Genomic DNA, 19,785 nt, shown 5'->3' on the forward strand with positions numbered 1-19,785 from the left:
CATCAGATAATGCCTGGTTAATCCCCGGAGTTTTCGAGCTACGCCATGGTCCTTTGCAGGTAATACCACATGCAACTGCGGCTTATATCTTTACACCACGCTTGATCAAATTTCTTACCTTGGTGCGCGGCTTGCGCCACTGTCGCCAATACGCCATGCGCACTTTGCGATTGATCCAATGATCTAATTCGACACACAGTTGGTAGCAATTGGCAATGCCAAAGAGTAATCAGGGTAGTAGTGGTCAGAATGAGTAGTATATAAATGTAAGGCGGCCGTTCTAAAATCGAGTATCTTAGTTCACAATATTTTAATGAAAAAAGGAATTTTTATGCCACAAGTTGATCTTTACTATTCACAAACATTGCTAGGGCACTTCACGATAATCGTTTACGATAAAGTTGACCTTATAGCTTATAGAATTCATTTAGTTGACCGTAGTGCAGAGAGCGCTCATGGCGGGAAATTGGCTTGGGCTAAACATAAGATTGCACAGGTTACAGGCTTTGCAACTAGTGAAGTGCTATCTGACTTTAAGAGCTCTCCAAATGAATTTACGCAAAGAATAAATTATTCTGCAGAAAATCGCTCAAGAATTAAGCAGTGGACTATTTCGGTACCACACATGGACAAAATGTTGAAGTGGATTCACCAGAGGGTTCAAAATCAGAATCAAGGTCATTATGGTAATTACGGATATGTAATATATTCAAGTGGTGTCGAGAACTGTGGTAGCTTTGCAATTGAATGCCTTCAACAAGCAGGAATATCTATAACACTTCCATATTTAAAAAGTTGGCTCCAGCTGCCTTCTGTAATAAAGAATGATATATGAAATGCCTAATCGGGTAGCCGGAGGTATCTAGCCTCTGGCTACCACAATACCCTGCACAAACGAATCCGAAACGAATCCAGGGCACTCATAAATTGAAAGAATAGCTTTCAAATCGTGTATTTCATCATCAAGCGCATAGATGCCAATCAGCTTTTGCATTCTGCTCTCTATCCACTGACGCCGATGCTCATAATCTCTCCCGGATTGGATATCTTTCCCACAAAGAAAAGCTCTGCGAAAACAACGGGAGACGCAGTGATAGTAAGGAGTTGCATTGAGGGATATCTGCGAATGCTGAGGCTGGGCCATGAGATAGAGGTTTCACTGTTTTAATATCCAGTATTATTATTGTATCCCCTGTATTGTGTTAATGGGTGTGGCGTCTCAAGTTTCCTATTTGCTGGGTGCTTCATTAACGGTTTTATATAGGGAAGCCTAGGGAGGGGCGGTAGCTAGAAACTACCGGCTACCAGTTGGCTGAAATAAAGAGAGTCAAGAGTCGGGCTGCTGAGGACATTGACTTAAAATGTCCTGCATGAATAGAAATTGTTCTGGGTAATGATATGGCTCATACGTATTCAAAGGATAGGGAGTATCTCTAGTAGCTACTTTCCAAAAATGGTTTAACTTTTATAAGTTAGCGAGGACCTATGCTGGCATCAGCTATTGATTAGCTGGCGAGATCTGCGCTAATGGGTTCTTTACTGGTGTTGCTAGCAATCTTCAATTGTTGCCGCAACCAGCGGTGCACAATATCGCTATTGCAAATCCGGGGCCATACAAGGTAAATCTCCAGGGGCGCAATTGGCACAGGGAAGGGCAGTATTTGTATGGGGTTATGTGCGGCAAATTGCTGTGCCATGCCCTCCGGCATAGTGCACAAGTAGTTGGTATTCAAAACGACCGGAATCATATTTTGGAAATGAGAGACTCGAACAGCTACTTTCCTACCTAATTGGTCTACTTGAGCTCCAACGCGTTGCGAGCTGTTATCTCCCCACTCCCCCACATGATTCTCGAGGTGGGTCAGACCTGAGGTATTCTGGTGTAGAGTGACATGCCTTTCGGCATTGAATTGCTCCAAACTAATTTCTCTGCGGATCCTGGGGTGATTATTTTTGGTTACAACAACCAGGCGATCAGAGGCAATATGCTCTGCCTGTAATTCTTTGGAATCTACGGGCTGATAATAGAGTGCAAAATCTACTGCACCGTGTTTCATCTTGGATTCCAAGCCGCCAACCTCAAGCGGAGAAATCTCAACAGTTATATTGGGAGAGATAGATTCAAGGTGGTTTAGCAGGCTTCCCAAAAAGATAATATCTGCATAGTCGCCGCCGATAATATTAAAATTACGCTTTTCTACGAAGGGATCAAAATCAACCTTCTCTTCAATCTCCTCACGTATTTGCCTGAGTGCCTCACTCACCGTTGCATGTAAGCGTTCAGCCCTTGGGGTCGGCAAAAAGCCAATACGCCTGCGAACAAAAAGTTCATCGCCCACAGTATGTCGCAATCGCTGAAGTGCGGCACTCATTGCCGGTGGGCTCATACCGATACATTCGCCCGCTTTACCCAGCTGACCATGCTCCATAATGGCTTCGAATACCGGTAGTAAATTGAGATCGATAGATCTGAGGTTCCGTTTCATTCTTAAATTCCGTTTAATGAAATATCCCTTTAATCGGTGCGATATAGTTTCTTGTGCAACGATCAAGCATAGAAATTGCCGGTTCGGTACTGATATCTTTGTATAGTTTTTTTGCGTATAGATTGTGTGAATTTGGAAGCCGTCCTTAGCTAACGTTAGCTTACGATGCCATATATAGGCGCCAAGTTGAAGAGTCGATATGAGAGGTATTTATTGTTTAGCATGGAGTTGATTTATTCGAAAAATTTTGCTTTATTAAGAATGGATACAAGTTTGTGAAGTTCATGGCTGTTAAATATTGAATTAATGTGATGATATTGAGTAGGTTGCTTTTGTGTTGAGGAGAGGTATTGGATATGGTGGTCAATTCTAATCGAGCATCTCTTTAAGTATATTTCTCAAACTCGATAGGGCTGTGTTCTCAAAAAAATTTAGGACACTCAAAGGTTAGAGTAGGGCCTGACTAGCAGGGGCTGAGAGGAGGCGTCAGCAGTCGCCTATGCCGTGTACCCAACGAACTAGGATGCCCATAGTTTGAAGGATTAAAAATAATGCTGTTGATATCCGCGATAACAAGTGTTTTTCTCTGGTTTAGGAGTAAAAGGAGACGTAAATTTCATGACCAGTGATGATATTTGCAAATATGGGTGGGAGGGGGAATGGTGAGCAAGATCGGAGTTGGCTTGTATAGCGCGAATTCAAATGCTCAGTACCCTCGACGGTAGCAAGTAGTGCTAAGTATTTTGATATAAATTTATTCTGCATCCAAAATAGCAAAAAATTTATAAAATTTTTTGTTTTGTGAGTACAGTTTCTACTGGAGCATCTATTTTTTTCACAATTCGGCGTCCTGTGTACTTAGAGGGAAATGCAACGAAATAAGACGCTCTATAAATTCGGAAACCCGGCAAGGCCGGGCTTTGGCTTTTAGCGGCTACCTTACAGTAGCTTATCCTTCGTTCATTTAAGGTGACTAATCTAATGAGGGCTCACAAGATGAGGGCGAGGAAGGTGAAAAGTTGTCAAATGCAAGACCAAAATAGTGTTGGTTGGGCTTAGTACCCGAGAAACGTAATTGCTTTATGTCAGCTTCATCGTGCTCGAAAGACCAAGCTGTTGCTAATCCATCACCCGTATTTACCACTTTGTTGTTAATGATAATTGTGCCTATTAGGTCACCCTGAATATTGTAGGCTGTAATAGTCCACTCCTCTTCACCATCAATATCAAGTAAGGCACCGCTGGCAGCGGACACAGCATAAGTGTAGTCAATAATAAGGTCAGCATTTAGCCCCAGGTAATTATCATCAGTTAAAAAGAACTGGCCCACACTTTGATTTTCAGCTGGAGTATCATCTGCACTGTTTGGCCCCACAAAAGCAGTAAGTGGAGCCCCTACTTCTGATAATACCGGCAAGGTACCATCACTCATAGAAAACCTAACGCCATACTGCTCTTCGAATTGATTGCCAATGGCCATGCCCTCTACCGGAGAGCTATTGGGTATGCTTTCAAAGTCAATCTGAGCAGAACTGTTAAAGCTAACGGCGCTGAGGGATAAAATAGAAAAAAAAGCAGGTAGCATTTGAAGTAATCTCATGGGGTAGACCTTCCGTTCGGTTAACAAAGGTGGCAAAGATTTGTGCTAAACATTTACTAGCACAGTATTAAATTTAGTGGTTGATAGATTCTCTGGCAATTTTGTATTTGATAACTTTTAATTCTGGATTAATTGATTTACCTCATTTTTTTGCAGTAGCGTAAACAAGAGTTTGTGTTCGAGTTTGGTGTGCATATTTAAGCCAGGTTTTACAGGATGGTTTCTGAATATCTAAAGACTTAAAAATGTGTCAGTTACGCAACAAACATCAGCTCTAAAAGCTATTCATTTCTGATTTAGGGGCGATAGCCATGAAAGGCCGGGAAATTGTGTTCAGTCTATGAGTAGTTTTACTCTTGGATAGAAAATCCGCACTTGTGGCGTCGAGTATTTAGAGTAGGGCTAGATAAGCAGGGAGTAACTAAGAGGAAATGCCGATAGTGGCCTATTCCATGTACACAATTTTTATTGAACTGTCTGTAAGCTTGTTGTATAGCCTTCACTAATACCACAAAGCCTTTAAAGCCATTTCTAATTAGTGATATTGGCACGGGTAGAGTTAAGGTCCACAAGGCCCATGCAGGCAGTGAGGGCCTTTTCTTCCAGTAAAGCCCAGAATTTAAAATGACCTTTCCAAAAGCGGTCTGTACGATTGGTCTGAATCTAGGAATAACCAAGCATTAACATGAGTGGGGGAGATAGCTTGCAAGATGGCAATTCCATGCTGCACTCAGGATTTATCCCTGCAGCGGATTCACGCACTTGCTGTATTTAACAACGGAGTTTTGTCTCTAAGAGCATAAAACTAGCACGCTATGTAATTGAGAACATTACTCTTTAGTCTTTTCAGAACAGCATGGGGTAAATTCTAATGTGAGCTGAATTCTCCAATAGTTGACTGAGATTTCCTTAGCCGCAAATATATTAAAATATAGGCGCGAAAATAATCTTATTGGAATTTATTCAGTTTGTTTCAATCTCAAAGCTGCGTAAAATCGATAGATATTTTTGGTATTTTGGCTGTAATTCAGCGAGCCGATTAAAAAGGCTTCAGAAGTTTAAAGGATTTTGGAAGCTTCGATAGAGCCGAGAATTTTCTAAAAGACCCATACCCTCAAAGGAGAACGGTAGCGTGACGTAAGAGAAAGTAAAAGGCGCTGACCCAAGGTGCTAGGAACACCAGGGGCCAGCTGACCAAATTGATAGGATAAGTATCAAGATGGCTATATGGATAATACGCTAGAAACCCGCTCGTCTTCAATAAAGTGGAGTACATTCAGTGGCTTGGGGCCTGTTCCCAAGCGCTGGAAGCCTAGCGCCCGCCTTTTCCTCTTCTCTGCCTACCGCCCCCGCGCACCACCCCACATTTCCTCCAAACGTTAAGCCCAAGCTTCCCCACCCCGGAAGCGCCCAAACTTTGACCACTGAAGGAAATAAGTATGTTGATCTTAAAGCGACGGACAGGTGAACTTCTAAGGATTGGAGCAAATGTCTCAGTCACAGTGCTGGAGGTGAAAGGCAATCAAGTGAAGATAGGCATAAGCGCACCCAAATCACTCCCCATCCACCGTGAAGAAATCTATGTGCGGATCAAAAAGCAGCAGAGAGCAAAGGCCTGAATATCCTAAAAAGGGTAGGGCAACTTGAGGCACCCAATAATTAAAAATGGGATTCAAAGCGGAATCATTGCGCCTCTGTTCGTGGAGCGATATACGCGCTCTGATTCGAATGCCTCTTGGGTGCCAAAGGTGATTAGGTAGCGAATTCGGAGTGGCCGTGCTGACGTCTTGGAGGTGTTTAACAAGCAGACCCTCTTATCCGACAGGAAGAGAGGGTAAGCAAGCCTTGCCAGCGCCATAAGACGTGTACTCAATGCTTGGCTTGCTATACAAAGATCCTCCAGATGAATGTCGCCGAGCCCACCAGCTGTTTCAAGCAACCTCCGGGATTGCGCTGAAGACAGAGCCTAGGATAAGTGAAGATGCTTAGCCTTTTGATGAAGGAGGAATATTCCCGTCATTGCTCCCTAGCTCTTGTGTACTGAGTCAGTGATCAATCCAGCTGCCAGCAATGGAGGTTCCACTTTTGAAGGAATCTATGCTTTGGTTTTTCTGCTCCTCGCAGCTCATCCTTTCCTGGATGGAGCCTCAAGCGGCTCGCCTACCCTGCAAAGTACCACCCCACAACGCTAGATTTCAATCCATCACGTTTTTCCGAACCTGTATAACCAGCCGCCCAGATTCGTTATCGCTACTTACAAGGGTAGTAGTAACGGAAGCCCTGTTGACGCCAGGTGATAAAAAATCAGGAGATCAATAAGGTTGGGGCAGGGAGAGGGCAGAAGTGACTAGCTAGTATAACCCTCAGATTATAAACTTTTAGCTATTCAAATTGGCTAATGTCGAACGAAAAGTGTACAGCTGTGCAATCTATAACAAAAATCAGCGATAGCTGTTCCTATTTCTAGGTGAAACTTAGTAACTCATTGATACTTAAAGGGTTCAAAAGTTGATGTAAAGCAGAGCAAATACAGAGTTGTAAAGACGCTGCTTTGTATTTATTTTTGCGTATTTACACAGATTTACGATAACTTATTGGTTTTTAAGTCTTCAGAGGAAGTGGAGTATAGAAATATAAAGCAGGGTGATATAAGGAAGTTTCTTTTAAATTAACTGTTATACGTCTTTGAAGTGAAGGAAAGTTCTAATTGAAACTGATAGGAAAAGAAAAGTTTAAGCAATGGAAAGAAGAGCGGAGTATCCCTGAAGATGTCCGTTTCGGTACGAGCAGAGCTTATTACGGTCTGTGTTTTCGTTCTAGACCAGGTGCATTGTATGTAGATCGAGAATCGATCGTACATTGGTCCTATAGTCCGAATGATTGCTCGGCGGCAATGTTTGAAAAGGAAATAAAAATCGCCATTCCACTTGAATGTATCAAGTCTGTAGAAATAGAAAACTTGAGTTTCTGGTGGAAAATAGCGTTTATGGGCGCTAAATGGGTTGTAAGAATTGAGACCGATCCGGATAAGCATGAAGTAGTTCTTTATGAAGATCCATCAGATCTTGTGGCCCCGATAAAAACAACCAGTCCGCGGGCCCAATAGCAAGTTTAGGCTGGCGACGCCCTAGCGTGCACACGCTGCTAAAATCGTTAACCCTCAAGGAGAGTCATGAGGCATCTACTTAAAATAATCGTTATTTCTTCGTTGTTATCTGCCCAAGGGGCATTGGCGTGCTCATTTAGCGGCTCTGATTTATTCAAGCCCACTTTAAAGCAATGGGAGCAACACCCTGGTCCAGCTCAAAAGGGAGAGAAAGGAGACTATTGGGAGCAAGTTCCAGCTCCTATCGTTAGAGTTTCTGGCATCACCAGAGGTTCAAGCGCACCGGGAAGCTCCTGTTCTGATGCTGGCACTTTGTCTCTGGAAATTTCTCTTCCCAAAGAATCCACATACTCAATCGAAGAGTTTGGCATTTATTTCCGAGTTAAAAGCGGAGTTCTGCCAGATGCTATTTTCCCGGACTTACCCATGGTCGGAGCAATTGAAAACGGCAAGAGTAATATCTTACTTGCGTGGCTAGATGGGCACCCATCTCATCAAATCGCGCTTGATTTAGAAGTTGAGGTATTTCTTGTTACCAACGGCCTAAACGTTGGTCCATCAAGTGTTTTTACCGTCAAAGCGGGTAAGGGTTAACAAGTGACTATGGTTGCCCATCAAGTTATTAAGCCATACTTTCATCTCTGTAGGTGTTATTTTTCACCATCGTATTCAGGATCGTAATCTGCTTTCTCATGCTGGCAATTAGAGCGACCCTTTAAATTTGCCAGCATCGACTAATCGCTTATACATCGGCTTTAGTTTGGGATGATGCTGTATGGCTGGCCTGATGGAAACAAACAGAACCGTGCGTACACAATGCCTTCCGCCCCGAATATATTTCTTTCCCTGGAAGCTGACGCTAGCACGGTTAATTGGGGCGACACCTACAAGTGCAGCGATTTCTTTACGGTTCAATTCTCCGAGCTCAGGAAGTTCACTCATCAGCTTATAAGCCAATACATTTCCGACTCCTTTAGGGTTCAGCAATAGGTCGCGCCTTTGCTGCCACTCAGACACACTGTTATCCAGTTTTTTGTTGATACCTTGTAACTCTCTTCTAGTGGTGCTTAAAATGGTCTGGATAGGTTTGTGCACTGATCTAGGCATCCGCTGAAGCCGACTCTTTTGCATTGTGCTCATCTCTATGCACTGGCTTCCTGCAGATCAGTAAGTCACTGATCTCCCTAAATTTTTCTGGTTTTAGCGTCGACAACCTTGGCTTCATGGCCTCACCACAATGTGCAATATCTATTGCATCTAGCTTGTTAGTCTAGGCGAGACGACCTGCGGATTTAGCGAAGTTTCTTATCTGCTAAGAACTGCAAACAACAATAGGTAATCCAGCTTTGTCGGCGGCGTAAACAAAATGTAACTCGAGTCTTCCCGTGGACTCTATTAATACTCTTTGAGGTTTAATCGGTTGTAGTTGTTTAATGGCATCCTTATTGCCATTTTCATTATCGGCAACACTAAAAACTGACCAGTAGGTCTTACATAAATATTGAGCTGTTTACTGCTGGTGTCGATACCGACATTGATATCTTGAGGTTCTATAAGATAAGCTATTTCCGCCTTGCTATTCAGGCTCGAGGCCCACATGGCTATCTGAGTTATGCCTAGTGAGTGTCTGTCACGTTCCTACTTGTTAACGGTCTTTATAAACCTGCGCAGCAACGAGCTGTGACAAACAAGGCCTTCGGAGGCCGCCGAAGGTGGGTCTCAATTTACCCGTTAGCGAAAAAGGTTTTCAACATCAGAATCGATCAATAACAACCATACAAACGCAAGCAGTTTGCTGCGGCCCTTCGGGCCTCCGCGGGAGTTATGATTTTTTATGCCTAGAAAGATACAAAGAATAGGATTAAGGCACTATGGAGCTAAGACGGTTGAGTTGAATAGTTCCGTAGATTGGGAGTCAGTGGTAACCGAAGTTTTCATCGGTTTTCTGCTTGGAGTCTTCGCTTATATGGGGTATGTTGGTGGAATTCTATTGCTCTTTGTCCCGTGCTTCATCGGATCAGTTATATGCTTCTACACAGTGCTAAGAAGTGCTGTGTTGTATTCCTGTAAGAAATCTAAAAAGAAGCGTACTGATGGCCCAACTTCATAACAAGCGGCTCAAGTACACAGGCTTCGTCTGCCGGGCTTGCTGCTGGGCGTTGTGCTCACAAGGAAAGCGAGTGAAGAGAGTCCCGATATTTATTTTAATATTCCTCATTCTTGTGCAAGCGGGTTGTACAACGAAATCACAAACTAAGCCCCCACTGGGAAAGAGTGCGTTTAAACGGGAGTTTCTTACAGATTGCAAAGGTATAAAAACAATCTACGAGGGGCACAATAGCTCAGGCTACTATTTTGAGGGCAATAGCGGCGGAGCAATCACAAAACACTCAATTAGCTTGTCAGAAATGGCATCGTGGTTCAAAGAGTGTGAAATTGATCCAAGTAGCGTAAGCCAAATAATAGAGTAGCAATAATGTCAGCATTGCATAACAAGCAAAGTTGCACCGCCCACTACATGGGCTGGACAGTTTTTCAGCAGCTTCGCTGCTTCAAATCTGCCGCTGTTTGCGGCGTTATGTACAAGACTTACCCACGCTTGGTAGACACCCTGTATAGTTAGGTTTAGACCTATTGCAGATGATCGATGAATTGGCACGTCGTGCATTGGAAATGGCTCTAGAGCGACGATAAATAAAGCCTGGACTAATAGTTCGATCTGACAGGGGGAGGCAATATCGGTCGCAGAAATACTAGTATCTCTTGTCTGAAAGCAAGTGCAAGCCGAGTATGAGTCACCAGGCTAACTGTTGGGATAATACGGCAATGAAATCATTCTTTAGCAGGCTAAAAGTCGAGCTGGTCTATGCCGGAACATTCGAAAGCGAAGGGCAAGCAAAATCTGAGGTGTTTGAACACATTGAGATTTCTACAGTAGGGTTCGTAAGCACTCGGCATTGGGCTGTGTAAGTCCAGCAGAGTATGAGCGAAAATACGTATAGTTGGAGAGTCTACTTTTTGTGGGCAAGCCCAGTCTCAGGCAACGACCAAGAAACTCATGAGTAAATACGAAAAATCCATTAAATTATTTGGCGATTATTTATTCGAGTCAAAATTTGATAAAGACAATGCAGAAAAAGATTTTTTGTATATGTACTTCTACTCGAAAAAATTTTCTAGATTGATGGCCCTACTTTTTGGAGAACAGAGCTCTCCATTTTGGGGTTACCTCCCAAGGAAGCTTAGAGAAGACAAGGATGGATGTCTGGCATTTGCCTCTCCTATTATCGAGAAAAGTAATACTAAAAGTGGGGAAGTTTTTATTAATTCGGGAGAGGAGATCGACATTGAGGAGTATTTCAGTGTTGTTCACTCTATCGATTCACCTAATAAATTACTCACACACTTATTTAAATTCGACAAAAATATGGTGGGGGTAATAGAGAGGTATTGGGTGTTTCTATATCTCTGTTGTGAATCTGGTCTATCGGAAGCCGCTAGGATGTTAACTGATGTGGAAATCCAGTATCGAAATCGCTGGGGAAGCGCGAAAGAACTTGATGAGTACATAGTTAAAGAGTTTATAGAAATATATGAAAAGACATAACAAGCTGACGTAATTTGCTCCGGGTCTTCGCCCCTCCATGGGATAAAGCCTCCCCCCTACTGAGTAGATGCTTACCTTTTGAATGGAGTAGGCGTCTACTCAATACGAGAGAGTTTTCAGGGGGTAATTACATGACAAGCCCAAATTCCAGAGGTTCATCATCATTCGAAATGAAGGCAGTAGATATGAAATATTACAAATTTTATTTAGCCTTCGAACGCGGTTCTTGATAGAAAACGGCAATCGCGGCGGTAGATGTTCGAGGGTGAGCTAGATTAGCAAAGAGTAATTAAGATGAGGTGACTGTATTGATCTATGCCATGTACCCAAATTCTATTTAGTCGGCTTCAAATTTGTTGCACTGCCTGACTAATTCCTAAAAGCCTTTGAGGCGGCTTTCAAAATTCTGGTTGAATACAGCCTTAATGGCTTGAGATACCAAACCGCTTTGGGTGGGAGGCGTGCGTTCGGTAACATAGCCTCGATTTCTAAGATCTGAATGCCGACGACTCCAGCCCAGGGGTCTCAAATAGTTGTCCAATTGAAAAGGCAACGCTTTCGGCGCATTCAAACGCTTACGCGGGTTAATAGAAATAGGTATCTGGGCTGATTGCCTTAGGCTGAGACATGAATACGCCGTTAAATCGAAGAGTAATTAGTGCCAATTAACATTTGTATGGGTAGAGTTAAGGCTTTTAAATGAAGCTGCGCAAGCAGGAATTACTTCTAGGTTGAGGTCATACATCTCAGTCAATTGTCTCTTGGATCTGTATAAATAAAGGTTTGGGCCGATATAATTTATTTAGAAAGACCTACTCATCCCACAGGTGCCTGTTCGTTACATGAGTGCTATAGACGATGAAATATACACTGGATTGTTGTAGTATTGAATTTATTTTTGATATTTAAAGGATATGAGTGTTGAAAAATTTTGGTTTATCTCTGCTGCTGATGCTTGTAACTCCAAATGTATTTGCAGAGCCTAGCTGGTCGTATGGCGAGATTGATTTACTTGAATCTTTTTCTGATTATGTGGTTGTAAGATGGACTGGGCCTAAAACTCAAGAATGTGGTAGCGGTAGTCATGCGGTAAGATTTGATGCTGACTCTTTGGGTAATGAGGCAGCTTTTAACCGTGCTGTATCAATTGCAATGACAGCTCAAGTTAGCCAAAAGCCTATTCGTTTCAAGTTGGACGGATGCATTGGTGAAAAGCAAAAAGCCACTATAGTTCAGCTGTGTACCAATTCAGATTGCTCTTACAATAGTTAAAATAGTTATTGCAAAGAATACCCTTGTGTTCTTGAGCGCATGGGTATTCCCCCCCCCCCACAAACACAATTAAAGTCATAAATTATCGCTAATTTACAATTGAAGGGAAAATGCATATAAGTTGTTTTTGCTCTATTTAGGTTTGTTTCTTGTTTTGGCGTTATGAGTAGGTAAGTATTAAAGTTACATTTATTTTCTTATACGCTATCTTCCGTGGGTATTGTACGGTCTGAGCTAAAAAGCAGAGGGTAGGTGGCATCTAATTGATCCATAGGTAAAGGCAGGGTAATGAATTTAGTGGGGGTTCTCAGTCGATAATGGTAGTATTTTATTACCAATACTTTCTTTTATTGCATGAAGGTTAATTTATTTAAATAAACGGAAGGGAGCTCCAATGAAGAATTTAATCTTTTCAGCTATGTTGGCGATATCTTTCCCTATATCGGTGTACGGCGACTGTAGCGGTGTGTGGAATATCAGTGGTAATGTATATGTAGAGGGAGTTGAGTTTCAGAAAAAAGAGCACGCTGGTGAGATGTTCTGCTATGTGGAGTTTTATTACGATAGCGGGGATTATTTGCCAGATAACTATATTCTCGAAGAATGCCATATCGGTGAAACGGTATTAGATTGGAGGGGGGAAGCAATGGCCCTAATCACATTGATAATGATAAGCAAGGAGCCGGATACAAAGAGAGATTATGGAATCAGGAGAAAACAAGCGTACACCTACCATGATTGTATTAATTAGAAAAGTAGTTTATTGGCATCTATGGATTGGAAAGGGGTGTCAGTTGTACGGCAAGCATATACTCTGAAGGTTTTTTATTTGCGAATAATAAACAAGGAAAAAATGCTGGGAATTTTTACTCAGGTTTTAAAGTTAAATGTTTAACTAGAGGGATGGTGGTCGCCTATGCCGTGAACTAAAAATTTACTGAGCTGGCTATAAGCTTGTTACAGTACCCCCTCCGATCCCGTAAAACCATTAAAGTAATCTTCAAAGTTTAGGCTGATAGAAGACCAGCATTTGGATGATGCATTAATCCACCCTGGAATAAATGGAATATTTTTAGCCGTGTGATTGTTCCTGAAATCTAAATTGCGATCCTTCTCTTTGGAGGCTACATACAGATAATTCTATGGTTTAAGCAAGCGTGGTTTCGCCAAGAGAATAGAAACCACTTTATGCCGTTACACCCAAAACTTCCGAACACTGGAGGTGCTCGGTTCAAACTTGAAACTTGAGATGGTAACAGCTGGCGATCCATTTTTTAGATCGCCTGGAGAAATACATCCGCTTATAGCTGTCTTACGTATGCTAAGTTTTGGGCGCTCTACCTGATGTCTATACTTATCTTAAATTGATAACTATTAAGAAAAGGTCACTGCACGCTCATTCAAATCATAATACTTGGTATTAACCTTAATCTTGACAGAGCTGCCAGTAGCGTCAAACCAACCAAGGTACCCAGTAACCTCTAGGCTTTTATGGGTAGTGGCCATCGCCTCACGTAAACGCTGTGCCCAGGGCCTTAGCCTCTCACCGTCATAACCTGACCCGCAAGCACAGAGATGCAGGTCCACAAAACTACCAGGTAAACCTTCTTTAACCAAAGTAGCTGCTAGTTGCGTCGGGGTATAGGTTTTCCATTCTCCACCCTGCCACGACTCTACGCCTCTCTCGAAAACTTTGGTTTGTTTATTCTTACCGTTATTGCGTTGAGCACCAATTTGCTCACCGTCACCAGCGCCAGTACCATGAGAAACAATATAAAGAGTATCTCCAGATTTGAGGCTACTGAGACACTTATCAATCCAGCGGTACATAGACTTACCAATACCGGATGTAACCTTGTTGGCAAGAATATGATTCTTCGGAATACTCCATGCGCTCGCCATATTCTCCGCAAACTCTAGCATTTCTTCACTGTTTACCGGGAGGTAAATATATTTTGCCATTTCGACACCTTGTTATTATCACGGTGACAAGATTATAACACTAAGCTTCGTTCATAAATAATTATTCAGAGTATTGTGTGGTTAGTGAGAGTTGTCAGTTACACGGTAAGTGTCAGTTTCTGTGAATTATCATCTCTGGTTTAGAGATAAGACACTTAAAATGCTGAGCGTTTGTGTTATAGCTTTAAAGACTAGCTTTGGGATAAAAAGTAAAGGGCTGTGGTGTCGGATGTATTGAGCAGGGCTAGACTAGCAGGAAGTTGCTGAGAGGAAGTACTGGCGGCTAGCTATCCTGTATGCCCACGCTCATTGAGCTGGCTAAAGACCTTTGGTACTGCCCTCAATGATCCCACCCAGCAAGCGGTCTGCGATTTTAAAATTATGGTTGAGATATGGCCGGCGTTGGGGGAGATAGCAAACTACCTAGGGATTGGAGGTCAGCTCTCAGACATGCAGCCCTATTTCTGGAAGATAAATACGGCCTGATCACTTGGCTGACAAACAGCAGATCAACTTGCAGTACGCAAGTCAAATAATATCCATTAGAGGTTCGCTTTTCAGGGCGACAACTTCTTGTAGTTTTGCCAATGTATAGTAGCTGAGGGTGCCGTTATGACAGCTTTGAGGTCTTAATTAGTGTCTGCCAATGAAGAATAACTTTGCAATCTATCCTCTTAAGGGGTGGCTCTTTGTTGATAGAAAGTACGATATTGTAGTGATTGTTCACTACAGCTTAGACTGTGGTATCAATGATAAAACTCCTATTACTTGTGTATACGGCTTTTAACCACACAGCACGCAGCAGGACGGGTAGTTATAAGGAAGTGTTGCATCAAGAAAAATCTCGGCGCGTCACGGCAGAACCTCTGGCTAAACATATGCAGATAAACGTCCAGTGCTCTATAAGATCTTACTCGATTGTTAATGAGATTGGCGCTTGAGACTTTATGTTGGGAGGATATCCATAGACAACGGGTACCAATATCGCATTCTTTGTGTCAAATATAAAGCGAGTTAGGAAATGGGGCTTTTGAAGTTATGTACATATATGTTGCGGCATGCGACAAATTGCAAGGGTATAGTTAAGATGTATCAGACTTATCCCCTAAGTGTTTGCCCCTTGTCTATATTACGAATTGCTTATCTATTCATGAGGGGGCGACTAACAGTATTGTGATCGGATTAATGTTCAGGCGAATGAAAGTTCGGTATGGATGGAAGCTACTTATGCGATCGGCAATTTATTATACTTTTCATTGCTCTCTTGACAAATGACAGTGGAGGGAGCTGATGAGATATCCGGTTTCAGGTTTGCAAAAATTAGATGAATACCCTTCAGTTAGTTTCTCTGGCGTGCTTATAGGAGTTGTACTTTTACTGTTGGGGCTGATGGGCAGGGCATTAGGCGCACAGGAAATCAGTTCCTCAGCAGCAGGGCAAATTAAACTCGCTAACGGTATCGCTGTTAATTATTTAAAGAAGGAGCTAGAAAGCAGCCAGAACTTGGTTTGGATTGGTCATAAAATTCCCGATACGGATTCCGTGAGCGGAAGCTTGCTCGCAGCCTTTATTTATGGAGGTGAACCAAGTATTCCGAGTAAAGTTAACCCGGAAACTCGCTTTGCAGTTGAGCGATGTAATGCGAGTGATCCAAAAATTATCGAGGATTTTTCAGGAAAGACTGTTGGACTGGTTGATTTCAACCAAAGCACTCAACTACCAGGCGGCATCGATCCAGACTCAATCGTGGCAATAATCGATCATCATGCAATTGGTGGGTCGCCAGTCAACATTCCAAATGTGATCAATATAGAAGTTAGACCCTGGGGATCAACTGCGACAATTTTAGCTGACCATGCACAGATGCTTGGTATTGAGTTACCAGTGAATTTAGCATGTATGGGATTGGCTGCAATCCTCTCTGATACCGTGAATCTGACATCACCGACTACTACCGAATATGATAAAGCCTATGTTCAAAATTTGGCCGATAGAGCAGGCATAGATGATGTTAATAAATTTGCAGAGAATATGTTGCTGGCAAAATCTGATCTGGGTGGGTTTTCAGCTACGGACATTATTTTACTTGATTATAAGAATTTTGAGTTTGGAGGAAAGAAAGTCGGAATTGGTGTTGCTGAAACACTTACACCCCAGGAGTTGATCAATTGGAGGTATGAATTAAAGTCCGCTATGGAAGAGATTAAGAAAGAAAAAAATATCGATCACTTGATCTTTGCAATTGTCGACACTCGTTAAAATAGATCTTATCTCCTTTGGAGTGACGATCAAGACAAAGATGTTGTTGTTGCGGCTTTTGGAGATCAGGAGGTGGATGACATGGTTATTGCCGAGGGGGTGATCTCACGTAAGCGCCAAATTGGCCCTGCTATACAAAGAGCTCTAGAAAATTGAAAGGTTTATTTGTTTATTGAGTTCTCCAAAAATATTTTATTTCTGCGTTGCTCATTCTTGGGTGATGATAAAATCGGCCGGGATCATTATCAAGAAAGAGAAGATGTCAGAAAAGCTGGAATAAAATTGGCTTATGCCAGGTGTGAGAGTTTACTACAAGTAAAAAATGGAGTGCGGATAGTTTCGCTGGCGCCAGGATACCTCGATCGTCAACGACGATTCTGATTGAAATGGTTGGAGATCATCAAATATTTCGAGTACTTATAGGATTGTCCTTGGTAAGGTAAAGTCAATTGTGTGGGAGATAATGTTTCATGATAACTACCTCTATGACAATTTAGAATGTGTTGTAATTGATTCTTGCCACTTCGCTTTTAAGTAAAAGTGGGTGGAAGTATTTATATGATTAGTAAGTAATTTATAGTTTTAGAAGGTTTTATTTTCTCAGGATAATTTCCCCCTTTAGATTGTTGGGCATATATTTCTAAAAATCTTATGGAGGTAAAGATGAGATCTGATATAGGCGATATCTGATTGTTGTTTCCATTGTTAAAGATGTACAAATGTGGGCGTGATAACAAGATTTTTAAATGTTTTATGCTGGGTTGAGTGAGATTGGAAGGCTTTGAATATTTTAGGCTTCCTCTCCAAAGAAATGCCTTCCCTGTACTTTTTGTATGTTTATGTTTGTTAGTAGGGGATAAAGCGGTAAAGCCCAGCGATAGTCTGGAGATATGATAAGTTCATTAAATTGTATTTCCTTGTTCATATTGTGTGTACCAATTTTCCTATCCCTATTACGAGTTTGGGTTCGTCAAAGTTTATGCTGCTCCAGAATTGGTACCTTTGATTCTTGGTATCTTAACTGCCAAAACAGGCCCCTAAAAAATCTTTTCGGAGTTGTCGGAGTCACAAACACGGAGGTATTACTACTGTATACGCTAACCTGAATCCTAAATAAAGAATCGGTTACTTCACAGTTAATGCAATCCCAAGGTATTATGGTAGGTATCGCAGTAGATCAAACAAAACCTTTGTTCCAAATTCAGGGGGCTGGACGATGATGGCATTACGGACATTAGAATAGTAGTTGGTGGTGGTGCCAGTAATGGTTTTCTCGGATTAATCGCGATAGTTCTCAGGTTCTATTCCTCCAATATTCTGGAATGATTTATTAGTGAAGTGGCTTGGCGATATGATAGTTTTCTGGAGCCGGAGTCGAGAGCGCAGTGGAAGATCCTACTTGGTAAGGCTTGAACTATTTGAGGCTTCAAGTCTCTCTTAAATCCATTGTTCTACCATGATCTATCTACAATGTGCATTTTGTCGCTTTATTCGGTTTGTTTGGCGCATTATCTAGATCTAATGGTTGTGCTTTGTTTAAGAGCGTAGTGAAAATAGCGGCACAATTTAGGAGGATCTAATAATGATAAAAACAACAGCCAAGTGGGTTGGCGGGATGCTATTACTTGGAATGGTTGCAGTTTCAGTCTTTGCTGTAAATGCGATTTATTTTAAACCGTGGTCTATCAATGTGTATTTTGAAAGGGCCTTTATAAAAATCCAAAGTACCAGCCCGGAAACACTCTCAATTTTTCGTATGCTAGAACGATTTGGGATTGATGGCCATAATGCTCATCTTGATGATGTTTCTGAAAAGATGGAGCTGCATGAGATACAGATAGTTAAGGATGAACTATCTACTTTAAGAAACTATGATCGATCTAGCCTCGATGATCGGCAGGCAATTTTCTACGATATTCTGGAGTACTACCTGGAAAATCTTGTAGAAGGAGAGCGCTGGAGGCATCATAATTACCCTCTCAATCAAATGTTTGGTGTGCAAAATGCTCTTCCGGAGTTTCTCGTTGAATTGCATCAAATTAATAATGTCAAGGAAGCTGATTATTATCTCTCCCGCTTAAGTGAAGTAGATAGAAAGTTTTCTCAAGTATTGGATGGGTTGAAAATTCGGGAGCAGAAGAAAATCTTGCCTCCACGTTTTGTAATTGATCGTGTGTTGAGCGAAATGCAAGGATTTATTAACGTTCCTGTGCATGAAAACATACTCTATACCTCTTTGGAAAGGCGACTGGATACCCTTGAAACTCTGCCAGCCAAAGAACGTACACGCATTCTTGGTAGAGGAAAAATATTAATTGAATCAGATGTCTATCCTGCATACGCAAGCTTGATCGCCTATTATCAAGAATTACAATATAAAGTTACAGAGAATAATGGCGTTTGGGCCCTTCCTGAAGGTGATGAATTTTATGCATATCAAACACGTATTCATACCACTACAAATCTGACTCCTGATGAATTGCACCATACAGGATTGATGGAAGTGGAACGTATAGAAGACGAAATGAAACAGATCTTTGCTTCTGTAGGTCTTAATACGGGTAGCATTAATACCCGTTTCTCTGCAATAAATAATGATCCTCGGTTTCTTTATGAAAATTCAGATAAGGGCCGTGAGCAGATTATCAAAGACTATCAATTGATTATCGATGAGATTAACGCAGGTATTGACGATTATTTCAATATAAAGCCAACTGCGGGTGTTGAAGTTAAGCGAATTGCGGAGTTCAAAGAACAAGGCGCACCTAAAGCATACTATATGCCCCCGGCAATTGATGGGTCTCGCGGAGGGGTGTTTTATGTAAACCTGCGCGATGTTCATGAAACAAAGAAATTTACCATGCGAACTTTGGCTTATCATGAGGCAATTCCAGGGCACCATTTTCAAGAGGCAATTGCAAAAGATTTAGAGGGATTGCCAACTTTTCTTAAAGCCGTATCAAATACAGCTTATGCGGATGGCTGGGCTCTTTATACAGAGAGGCTAGCCAAGGAGATTGGTTTTCAAGATGATCCCTATGATGATCTTGGGCGATTACAAGATGAGATGCTTCGTGCTGTTCGTTTAGTGGTAGATACCGGTATACATCACAAGCGTTGGAGTCGAGAAGAGGCGATTGAATATATGGTGAAAACGACCGGTTTTCCGAGAACTGAAGTCACCACTGAGGTTGAGCGCTACTTCGTGATGCCGGGTCAGGCTGTAGCTTACAAAACTGGTATGTTGAAGATATTGGAGTTGCGAGAACGTGCTCGTCAAAAGTTAGGGAATAAATTTGATATACGTGAATTCCATGATGTGGTACTAACTAATGGTGCCGTACCACTGATGGTGTTAGAGCAACTAGTTGATCACTGGATTGCCACTAAGAAAATCTATGAGAGTTAATAAAGAGGCATTTCAAGCGGTATTATTTGCTATTTAGAGTGAGCTCGCGTTAATTGTAATAGAGATCATCAAGGTCATTGTAGC

The 19,785-nt window shown here is 41.9% G+C and carries 16 protein-coding genes; 10 read left to right on the top strand and 6 right to left on the bottom strand.

The genetic code is table 11. The features are described 5' to 3' along the window. Positions 1-82: 82 nt before the first annotated feature. A complete protein-coding gene (locus ACJJIY_RS12905) occupies positions 83-217 on the bottom strand; it encodes a group II intron maturase-specific domain-containing protein (protein WP_445359667.1) in 135 nt (44 codons plus the stop codon). Positions 218-331: 114 nt separating this feature from the next. Between ACJJIY_RS12905 and ACJJIY_RS12910 the strand changes: the two genes are divergently transcribed. Then, positions 332-835, top strand: coding sequence for a hypothetical protein (locus tag ACJJIY_RS12910; RefSeq protein WP_445358035.1), 504 nt, complete (start codon positions 332-334; stop codon positions 833-835). 27 nt (positions 836-862) lie between these two features. Here the strand turns inward: ACJJIY_RS12910 and ACJJIY_RS12915 are convergent, their stop codons facing one another. From ACJJIY_RS12915 to ACJJIY_RS12925, 3 genes are all read right to left on the bottom strand, one after another. Continuing rightward, entirely contained in the window at positions 863-994 is a 132-nt protein-coding gene (locus ACJJIY_RS12915; RefSeq protein WP_445358036.1) for a hypothetical protein, read from the bottom strand. Positions 995-1,505: 511 nt separating this feature from the next. Next, positions 1,506-2,486, bottom strand: a complete 981-nt coding sequence (locus ACJJIY_RS12920; protein ID WP_445358037.1) for a LysR family transcriptional regulator — start codon at positions 2,484-2,486, stop codon at positions 1,506-1,508. A 973-nt stretch (positions 2,487-3,459) separates the two neighbouring features. Then, the gene (locus ACJJIY_RS12925; RefSeq protein ID WP_445358038.1) at positions 3,460-4,086 is read right to left on the bottom strand and encodes a hypothetical protein; all 627 of its coding nucleotides are present in this window, start codon (positions 4,084-4,086) and stop codon (positions 3,460-3,462) included. Between the two features lie 1,439 nt (positions 4,087-5,525). Between ACJJIY_RS12925 and csrA the strand changes: the two genes are divergently transcribed. The 3 genes from csrA (at position 5,526) to ACJJIY_RS12940 (ending at position 7,786) form a co-directional block, all read left to right on the top strand. Continuing rightward, positions 5,526-5,705, top strand: a complete 180-nt coding sequence (csrA, locus tag ACJJIY_RS12930) for a carbon storage regulator CsrA (protein ID WP_444893306.1) — start codon at positions 5,526-5,528, stop codon at positions 5,703-5,705. A 1,088-nt stretch (positions 5,706-6,793) separates the two neighbouring features. After that, positions 6,794-7,192 carry a hypothetical protein gene (locus tag ACJJIY_RS12935; protein ID WP_445358039.1) on the top strand — a complete coding sequence of 133 codons (399 nt, stop codon included), beginning with the start codon at positions 6,794-6,796 and terminating at the stop codon, positions 7,190-7,192. Between the two features lie 66 nt (positions 7,193-7,258). Then, a complete protein-coding gene (locus ACJJIY_RS12940) occupies positions 7,259-7,786 on the top strand; it encodes a hypothetical protein (RefSeq protein ID WP_445354644.1) in 528 nt (175 codons plus the stop codon). A 108-nt stretch (positions 7,787-7,894) separates the two neighbouring features. Here ACJJIY_RS12940 and ACJJIY_RS12945 read toward each other — a convergent pair whose 3' ends face one another. After that, entirely contained in the window at positions 7,895-8,287 is a 393-nt protein-coding gene (locus tag ACJJIY_RS12945; RefSeq protein WP_445358040.1) for a transposase, read from the bottom strand. A gap of 1,731 nt (positions 8,288-10,018) precedes the next feature. Between ACJJIY_RS12945 and ACJJIY_RS12950 the strand changes: the two genes are divergently transcribed. The 4 genes from ACJJIY_RS12950 to ACJJIY_RS12965 all read left to right on the top strand — a co-directional run bounded on the left by ACJJIY_RS12950 (position 10,019) and on the right by ACJJIY_RS12965 (position 12,822). After that, positions 10,019-10,162: an IS3 family transposase gene (locus ACJJIY_RS12950; RefSeq protein WP_445358041.1), complete on the top strand. Its 144-nt coding sequence runs from the start codon at positions 10,019-10,021 to the stop codon at positions 10,160-10,162. 88 nt (positions 10,163-10,250) lie between these two features. After that, complete coding sequence (locus ACJJIY_RS12955) at positions 10,251-10,799, top strand: hypothetical protein (RefSeq protein WP_444897873.1); 549 nt, start codon at positions 10,251-10,253, stop codon at positions 10,797-10,799. 921 nt (positions 10,800-11,720) lie between these two features. Further along, the gene (locus ACJJIY_RS12960; RefSeq protein ID WP_445358042.1) at positions 11,721-12,071 is read left to right on the top strand and encodes a hypothetical protein; all 351 of its coding nucleotides are present in this window, start codon (positions 11,721-11,723) and stop codon (positions 12,069-12,071) included. Between the two features lie 394 nt (positions 12,072-12,465). Continuing rightward, a complete protein-coding gene (locus ACJJIY_RS12965) occupies positions 12,466-12,822 on the top strand; it encodes a hypothetical protein (RefSeq protein WP_445358043.1) in 357 nt (118 codons plus the stop codon). Between the two features lie 623 nt (positions 12,823-13,445). On the opposite strand, the gene ACJJIY_RS12970 is transcribed toward ACJJIY_RS12965, so the two are convergent. Next, entirely contained in the window at positions 13,446-14,033 is a 588-nt protein-coding gene (locus ACJJIY_RS12970; RefSeq protein ID WP_413662643.1) for a hypothetical protein, read from the bottom strand. Between the two features lie 1,290 nt (positions 14,034-15,323). Here ACJJIY_RS12970 and ACJJIY_RS12975 point away from each other — a divergent pair. Beyond that, positions 15,324-16,292: a DHH family phosphoesterase gene (locus ACJJIY_RS12975; RefSeq protein ID WP_507021878.1), complete on the top strand. Its 969-nt coding sequence runs from the start codon at positions 15,324-15,326 to the stop codon at positions 16,290-16,292. Positions 16,293-17,874: 1,582 nt separating this feature from the next. Then, positions 17,875-19,701 (top strand): DUF885 domain-containing protein, encoded by a 1,827-nt coding sequence (locus tag ACJJIY_RS12980; RefSeq protein WP_445358044.1) that lies wholly within the window; start codon positions 17,875-17,877, stop codon positions 19,699-19,701. Positions 19,702-19,785: the final 84 nt, after the last annotated feature.

The sequence above is a fragment of the Microbulbifer maximicatervae (SeqCode) genome (assembly GCF_052468155.1).

What these genes read in the sequence shown, in the direction of transcription:
- ACJJIY_RS12965 (WP_445358043.1), top strand. Translation starts at nt 12,466, where the DNA reads ATGAAGAATTTAATCTTTTCAGCTATGTTGGCGATATCTTTCCCTATA.
- ACJJIY_RS12980 (WP_445358044.1), top strand. Translation starts at nt 17,875, where the DNA reads ATGATAAAAACAACAGCCAAGTGGGTTGGCGGGATGCTATTACTTGGA.
- ACJJIY_RS12915 (WP_445358036.1), bottom strand. Translation starts at nt 994, where the DNA reads ATGCAAAAGCTGATTGGCATCTATGCGCTTGATGATGAAATACACGAT.
- ACJJIY_RS12950 (WP_445358041.1), top strand. Translation starts at nt 10,019, where the DNA reads ATGAAATCATTCTTTAGCAGGCTAAAAGTCGAGCTGGTCTATGCCGGA.
- ACJJIY_RS12940 (WP_445354644.1), top strand. Translation starts at nt 7,259, where the DNA reads ATGAGGCATCTACTTAAAATAATCGTTATTTCTTCGTTGTTATCTGCC.
- ACJJIY_RS12955 (WP_444897873.1), top strand. Translation starts at nt 10,251, where the DNA reads ATGAGTAAATACGAAAAATCCATTAAATTATTTGGCGATTATTTATTC.
- ACJJIY_RS12925 (WP_445358038.1), bottom strand. Translation starts at nt 4,086, where the DNA reads ATGAGATTACTTCAAATGCTACCTGCTTTTTTTTCTATTTTATCCCTC.
- ACJJIY_RS12920 (WP_445358037.1), bottom strand. Translation starts at nt 2,486, where the DNA reads ATGAAACGGAACCTCAGATCTATCGATCTCAATTTACTACCGGTATTC.
- csrA (WP_444893306.1), top strand. Translation starts at nt 5,526, where the DNA reads ATGTTGATCTTAAAGCGACGGACAGGTGAACTTCTAAGGATTGGAGCA.
- ACJJIY_RS12975 (WP_507021878.1), top strand. Translation starts at nt 15,324, where the DNA reads ATGAGATATCCGGTTTCAGGTTTGCAAAAATTAGATGAATACCCTTCA.
- ACJJIY_RS12910 (WP_445358035.1), top strand. Translation starts at nt 332, where the DNA reads ATGCCACAAGTTGATCTTTACTATTCACAAACATTGCTAGGGCACTTC.
- ACJJIY_RS12970 (WP_413662643.1), bottom strand. Translation starts at nt 14,033, where the DNA reads ATGGCAAAATATATTTACCTCCCGGTAAACAGTGAAGAAATGCTAGAG.